Genomic DNA, 6,690 nt, shown 5'->3' on the forward strand with positions numbered 1-6,690 from the left:
TATATTATTAATAAAAAATTATTCAAATAATAAAAAAATTTTGTTATACTAAAGACACTAGAGAATATTTTAAAAAGAACAACTGAAATCTAAATTATAAGGAGTAGAAAAATGTATATAAAACTTGAAAAAAATATAAAAGAAATAGAAATACAAAAAATAATCAAATTTCTAAAAAAAAATAATTTAAAATATATTTTTTCTAAAAATAATACATTAAAAATAGGAATAATTAAAAATAAAAAATATATTGATATTGATAAACTTTTATCTTTTAGTGGAGTAAAAGGTGTAGTTCCCCTTGAAAAAAAATATAAATTTGTGAGTAGAGAATTTCAACAAGAAGATACTATTATAAATATAAAGGGAAAGAAGATAGGTGGAAAAAATTTTTTATTTATGGTTGGACCTTGTACTATTGAAAGTAAAAACTCTATAATGCAAATAGCTGAAATTGCAAAAAAATCAGGTGCTCAAGTTTTAAGAGGAGGAGCTTTTAAACCTCGTACATCTCCATATGATTTTCAAGGATTAGGAGAAGAAGGATTAAAATATATCAGAGAAGCTGCTGATAAATATGATATGTTAGTAGTAACTGAAGTGATGGATACTATGGATATTCCTCTAGTTAAAAAATATGCTGATATTTTACAAGTAGGAGCAAGAAATATGCAAAATTTTAGTCTTCTAAAAATGTTAGGACAATGTGGAAAACCTATAATGTTAAAAAGAGGCATGAGTGCTACTATAAAAGATTTTCTTATGGCAGCTGAATATCTTATGGCATATGGAAATAATGAAATAATTCTTTGTGAAAGAGGAATAAGAACATTTGAAACAAGTACACGAAATACAGTAGATATAAATGCAATTCCATTAATTAAAGAAGAAAGTCATCTCCCTATAATAATAGATGCAAGCCATGGAACTGGAAAAAGAAGTTTAGTAGAACCTGTAACATTGGCAGCTATAATAGCAGGAGCTGATGGAGCTATGATAGAAGTACATGAAAATCCAAAATATGCTATTTCCGATGGAGAACAATCTTTAACCTTTAATGAATTAAAAAAACTTTCAAAAAATTTAGAGAAAATATTAAAACTAAAAGAATCTTTAAAATAAAATATTTTAAATCTACTTCACAATAGTAGCTTTCTTTAATATATAAAGAAAGCTACTATTGAATTTATAAAAAATTTACTACTATATTTTAGAATTGTTATTTCCTTAAAATTTATATAAAATTCCTGATGAAATTGTGTTTTCATCTACATCTGAATTATAGTTATATTGTACATATCCTTTTATGCTATCTGTTCCTAATTCTGCTTTTACTCCTAAATCAAATGTAGTATCATCATTATCATATTTGTCTAATTTAATGCTATTTCCTGTTACATTTTTGAATTTAACCTCCATTTCTTTATTAGGTTCTCCAAACTCATGGTTTATATTTCCATAAGTTTTTAAAGTTAGTTTTAGGTTATTATCAAATATAATATCTTTTCCTAATTCTACTCCTATTACACCTTCAATTGAATTAGTATTCATATCACTAGATTTAAGACCATATCTTCCACTTTCATCTATTCCATCAGCACTCATATAAGTAAAGTTAAGCTCTGCTTTTGGTGTAATATAGAATGAATCTAATGGTATTTTGTAACTTACCATATTATTCAATCCAAAATAATTAGTATGTAAATCTGAATCGCTTTCACTATATATATTTTGGAAAGCTAGAGTTCTATTATAATCTCCTGTACTCATTCCTCCAAATAGATTATTTACTATTTTTAAATTATCTTTTTGATAGATAGAGTATAAGTTTAATTGTCCAAAAGTATCTTCTCTATTAGCATTATTGAAATCAAAATCAGCTTCTAATTTACCTACATTAATAACTGCTCCTAATCTTTGATTATCTGATATAGCTTTATCAGCTCCAAAAAATACTTGTGATATTGTCATATCATATCCTGATAAATTTGTAGAATCTACATCTTTATTAGAATAATTAGCCCCTCCAATTACTCTTAAATCTTTATTAGTGTCTACATTAAAGATATTATCTACTAATAAAGTCTTATTTACTTTTATCATATCTAATGTTTGTTTAGATAAGTTAGGTAATAAATCATTACCAAAAGTCGCATTTGTTGCTTTATAAAAGTCATTAGCATTAGTTATATATTGGTAATTATTTAATAAGTCAACTAAATATACATTTTCCCAAGCACTTGGGTCATAAGCTCCTTCTAGGAAATCAGCTATTTCAGATTTATTAGTAAGTTCATGGAAGTCTTTTCTTACTAAAACTACGTCATTTACATCTAACTTAGCATTGAACATAAATGAATCTGATTTAACTTCTCCATTTAAGTTATCTACTATTATACTATCTTCTTTAACAATAGCATCATTAAAGTTGTTATTTGCAACTGTTCCAGAGATATAAATATCTCCGTTGAAGGTATCAGCTTCTAGTTTTCCATTTCCTCCTTGAATAAACTTTCCACCATCTACATTTATAACAGGTTTTGTTGCTTCTCCTGTTATAGTACCATTATTTACTATTGTTCCTTTATTAGCTTCTATTTTCTCTCCATAAATAGTACCATTATTTATTACTGTTGCTCCTGTTCCTTCTGCTGTTACTGAACCATATACTACTCCTGTTTCAGAGTTAGTTATAGTTGTAGTAATTCCTTTATATGAACTTGCAAATAATCCTTTTCCTGCTTCTCCTGTTTTATCAAACCAAGCATTAATAGTACCATTATTTATTGCATTTCCTCCATCAATTGCTACAAGTCCAAATAATTCAGTATTGATAGTACCATTATTTGTTGCTGTTCCTTTTCCTTCAACATACATTGAGAAATGTTGATTTTCTATTAATCCTCCATTTACAATAGCTCCATCTACTGCTTTCATTCCTATTCCCATTGGAAGTCCTATACTACCATCTGTAAGATTAAATGAACCATTAGCTGTGATAGTACCATTATTTGTTGCTGTTCCTCCTGCAACATATACTCCAACTCCTCCTTTAGTTTCAAAGGATTTATCTCCGTCGCCATCAAATCCATTTCCTTGGATTTTTATAGTACCATTATTTGTAAAAGTTCCTGATGTTTGATATACACCATATCCTTCTCCTGTTTTTACAGTATCTCCATTATCTCCTATTTCTGTGTCAACTGAACCTTGTATATCAATAGTTCCATTATTTTCTGCAATTCCACCATTATTAACTATTCCTGCTACTATTTTATCATATTGCCAATCTGGAGAAATTCCTGTACCTTTATTTACTGCTTTTACATCTGATGTTACTGTAACTGTTACTCCATTATTTATAACTATTTTTTTATCTTTTTCTACTGTAAAAGCTGTTTCAGTAGTATTTTTATTCTCTGTTATTGTTATAGTATTATCTGCTGGTGTTACAGGAATACTTGGATTGATAGGAATCCATGGTATAGAAGGTTTCACTGGTTTGTCATCAGAAATAAATGTTCCAATATTTTCTACTTTCTTATTGTCAGAACTTCCAAAATTACCGTTTAAGATTAATAATACTTCCGTATTCCCATCATCTTTTTCTATAAAATTACTCTCTGCTGAATAAGTTACTACTCCTGTAATCATAAATGCAACCATTGTAGCAAGACTTAATTTTACTTTGTTTTTTAAACCTCTTTTTAAAAATTTTTCTACATTTTGTAGTTTATTCATATTTTCTTCCTCCCATTTTTAATTGAAATTTTAGGATATATACTATATAATATACTTGCCACGTACTATTATATAGTACTACCCCTATGACATTGTCGTGGGGGATTTTTTATTCTTTTTCTTCTTCTAGTCGTTTTACTTCTAAAGATTTTTTCTCCCAGTCATATGTAATAATGATAGTATCTCCATCTTTTAATTTCATATCATCAACATATTTTGAAGGAATATTTAATCTCCAACTTTTACTCCCACTTCCAGAAGAAGAAAGCTTGAATTTCTTATGAACTATATCTTTCATAATTAATCCTCCACTTTCTTTTTTAACGTCGTTATTTGTCGTTAATTGTTTGTACTACTTTTTCTTTAAAATGTCAAGATTTTTTCTATAAAAATAACTATACTAGATAAATCAAATAAAAAATACCCTAGACTACCAAATTAAAAACTTTGATAAATCTAGGGTTACAGTTTCTCGTTTCTGAGTTTCCTAATATATTTTATTTTCTATAATTATATCATAAAAATACAATATTTCAAAATAATTTTTACTTAGAAAAAAATCTATATAGTTCCCATTCCCCTACTCTTTTATTTTCTAAAAAATTCCCTCTTATAACTATTTTTCCATTTTTGTCATAAAGATTAAAGACTCCATCAAGTTCCCCATTATGATAAAATTTTTGAGATTTAATCTTTCCATTTTTATAATATGCTACCTAGAGCATATCTTTTTTTCCTTCTTTATATTTTCCTCTTTCAATCAATTTATTTTCATCATATACTTCATATCTACCATCATTTTTCTCATAGTTTCTCCTCTTAAATATTGCTTATTTTTTTATTAATATGATATAATTAAAAAAAAGTAAAGAAAGGGTTCTTTTATGATAAATTTTGAAAATGTTTTATCTATTTTAAAAAAAGAGTACTTTAAAATTAATAGAGAAATTTTAAGATTTGATTTTTTATATAATAATTTTCACATATTCTTTTTTTATAAGCCAACCTTAATAAAAAATGGAAAGGATATGTTTGTTTTCAATGCTGATATTAATAATGTTATTATTTCTAAACCTCTTTATTTTCATAATGATGTATTCTTAATAACTTCTATTCCTAGAGAAATTTTTAGATACTTCCTTGAAATTTCTCCTAAACCTTCTTCATTTTTTGAAGATGTCAAAGAAAAAATCTTAAATAATCAAGTTAATTATGCTTCTTCAAATATTAGAGAAGTAGAGAATAGTTACAATACTTTTATAAATAATTTTCCTAATTTTAAAATGGATAAACCATACTTTTGGAGATTAACTACTGCTAGAATGTCCCCACTTATAGAAGAAAAATTAAAGAATAATTATAATATAAATAATCAGCAAATTAAATTTTTAAAAGACAATAATAAAACAGCTCAATTTACACATAACCCTGCTAAAGAACGAGTTTTAATTATTAATTTAAAAAAGTAGTTAAATATTTTGTACCCAACTAGCAATAAAAAATTTACTATCTATTGCTAGTTTTTTTTCTACTTCATCTTTTTTAAATGAATCTTGAATATTAAGTATTTTTAAAATCTCTTCTATGCTTAAAGGAGAAGATAAATATTTCTCTATTATTTTAGCTTCATTACTAAAACTAAATTCTTTATTTGATTGATAGCTAGGATAACCTAAAAAAAGTCTTATATCTTTAATATTTAATTCTACTAATTCTTTTACATCTGGCTTCCATAACCAAAATTTCTTTAGTGATAATATTAAAATCCAATTTAATTCATCACATAAAAAATCCATATATTTTTTTTCTTCAATCTTGTATTTATAAATTAAAATATTAGTATATTCTTTATATCTTGCATGACTTTTTACACCATTAAAATTATAAGAAAACCATATATTAATATCTTCCATTCTCCCTCCTAACTCTGATTACTTACAATGAAATACAAAGCAGTAATAATAAATATCATTACTTTTTTATATCTTTATCATCTTTAAAAATGAAAAATTAACAATTTTGTATCCATAAAGCTATATAAAAATTAGTACTTCCTGACATTTCTAATATATCTTTTACTTTTTCTTTTATTTTAGAATTTTCAAATTCTAAGCATTCTACAATTTCATCAAGTGTATATGGTTCTTTTAAATACTTTTTTTCTATTGAACTAAAGGATTTATATTTAATACACCTTTTTTTGGGTTTAAAAGTAAGAGTTTTAATCGAAATTTCCATTAACTCTTGATTATCTGTTTTCCAAATCCAAGCTTGATTATTTGATAATATTAGCTTCCAATTTGAATCATTGAGATAAAATTTATCTAATTCTTCATCACTTTTATCAGTTGAATATATTACTAAATCAATTAAATCTTTAGATTTTGCATGATTTTTAAAAGTATTATTCCCATATAAAAAATACATCTTGACTTCCATTTCTAAACTCCTTTTTAACTTTCCTCTGAACTTGTGGGAGCACCCACACCCCCGTTGGACTTGATGAAAGAAAAAATCTAAAGATTTTTCTTCCATTCAAGCCCTCATATATGTTATGATAATTTTTTCAAATATCCATTTTTTACTAAAAAATCTATATCTGCTATCTTCATACTACAGGAAAATTGTGCAAAAGTTGTTACTCCTGTTTTTCTATTTACTTTTTTATTTAGTTCATATTGGTCGTATAATTTAGGAAATAAATCAAGTGGTTTTTTCCCACTTAACTCTAAATCTAAATCTTTGTATAATTTTTCTGTTGCTTTTGCTATATCATTTGAATTATATTTTTCCATTCTTTGCCCCCTGAATTTTAAAATGTTTCTGTTAACTTAAATCTATGTAAACCACTCCTAATCCTTTGTAGTATAATAATTTGTCAAAGATTATTTTTCCTCCCTCATTTTGAGGGAAATACAATAAGAAAAGGAGTAGTTACTAACTATGTCT

7 protein-coding genes are annotated in these 6,690 nt (G+C 25.7%); 2 read left to right on the forward strand and 5 right to left on the reverse strand.

What is annotated here, in order from left to right:
- The first annotated feature begins 111 nt into the window (after positions 1–111).
- Positions 112–1,122 carry a 3-deoxy-7-phosphoheptulonate synthase gene (aroF, locus tag IAA47_09730; GenBank protein ID MBU3843240.1) on the forward strand — a complete coding sequence of 337 codons (1,011 nt, stop codon included), beginning with the start codon at positions 112–114 and terminating at the stop codon, positions 1,120–1,122.
- 105 nt (positions 1,123–1,227) lie between these two features.
- Here aroF and IAA47_09735 read toward each other — a convergent pair whose 3' ends face one another.
- Both IAA47_09735 and IAA47_09740 read right to left on the reverse strand, forming a co-directional pair.
- Positions 1,228–3,741, reverse strand: coding sequence for an autotransporter domain-containing protein (locus tag IAA47_09735; GenBank protein MBU3843241.1), 2,514 nt, complete (start codon positions 3,739–3,741; stop codon positions 1,228–1,230).
- 109 nt (positions 3,742–3,850) lie between these two features.
- On the reverse strand, positions 3,851–4,039 hold the full coding sequence (locus IAA47_09740; GenBank protein ID MBU3843242.1) for a hypothetical protein: 189 nt from the start codon (positions 4,037–4,039) through the stop codon (positions 3,851–3,853).
- Between the two features lie 586 nt (positions 4,040–4,625).
- Between IAA47_09740 and IAA47_09745 the strand changes: the two genes are divergently transcribed.
- A complete protein-coding gene (locus IAA47_09745; GenBank protein ID MBU3843243.1) occupies positions 4,626–5,210 on the forward strand; it encodes a hypothetical protein in 585 nt (194 codons plus the stop codon).
- Here the strand turns inward: IAA47_09745 and IAA47_09750 are convergent, their stop codons facing one another.
- The 3 genes from IAA47_09750 to IAA47_09760 form a co-directional block, all read right to left on the reverse strand.
- Positions 5,211–5,654: a hypothetical protein gene (locus IAA47_09750; protein MBU3843244.1), complete on the reverse strand. Its 444-nt coding sequence runs from the start codon at positions 5,652–5,654 to the stop codon at positions 5,211–5,213.
- Positions 5,655–5,751: 97 nt separating this feature from the next.
- Positions 5,752–6,276 (reverse strand): hypothetical protein, encoded by a 525-nt coding sequence (locus IAA47_09755; GenBank protein MBU3843245.1) that lies wholly within the window; start codon positions 6,274–6,276, stop codon positions 5,752–5,754.
- 17 nt (positions 6,277–6,293) lie between these two features.
- On the reverse strand, positions 6,294–6,536 hold the full coding sequence (locus IAA47_09760) for a hypothetical protein (protein MBU3843246.1): 243 nt from the start codon (positions 6,534–6,536) through the stop codon (positions 6,294–6,296).
- Between the last annotated feature and the right edge of the window lie 154 nt (positions 6,537–6,690).

Source organism: Candidatus Fusobacterium pullicola, assembly GCA_018883725.1.
Lineage (GTDB): Bacteria > Fusobacteriota > Fusobacteriia > Fusobacteriales > Fusobacteriaceae > Fusobacterium_A > Fusobacterium_A pullicola.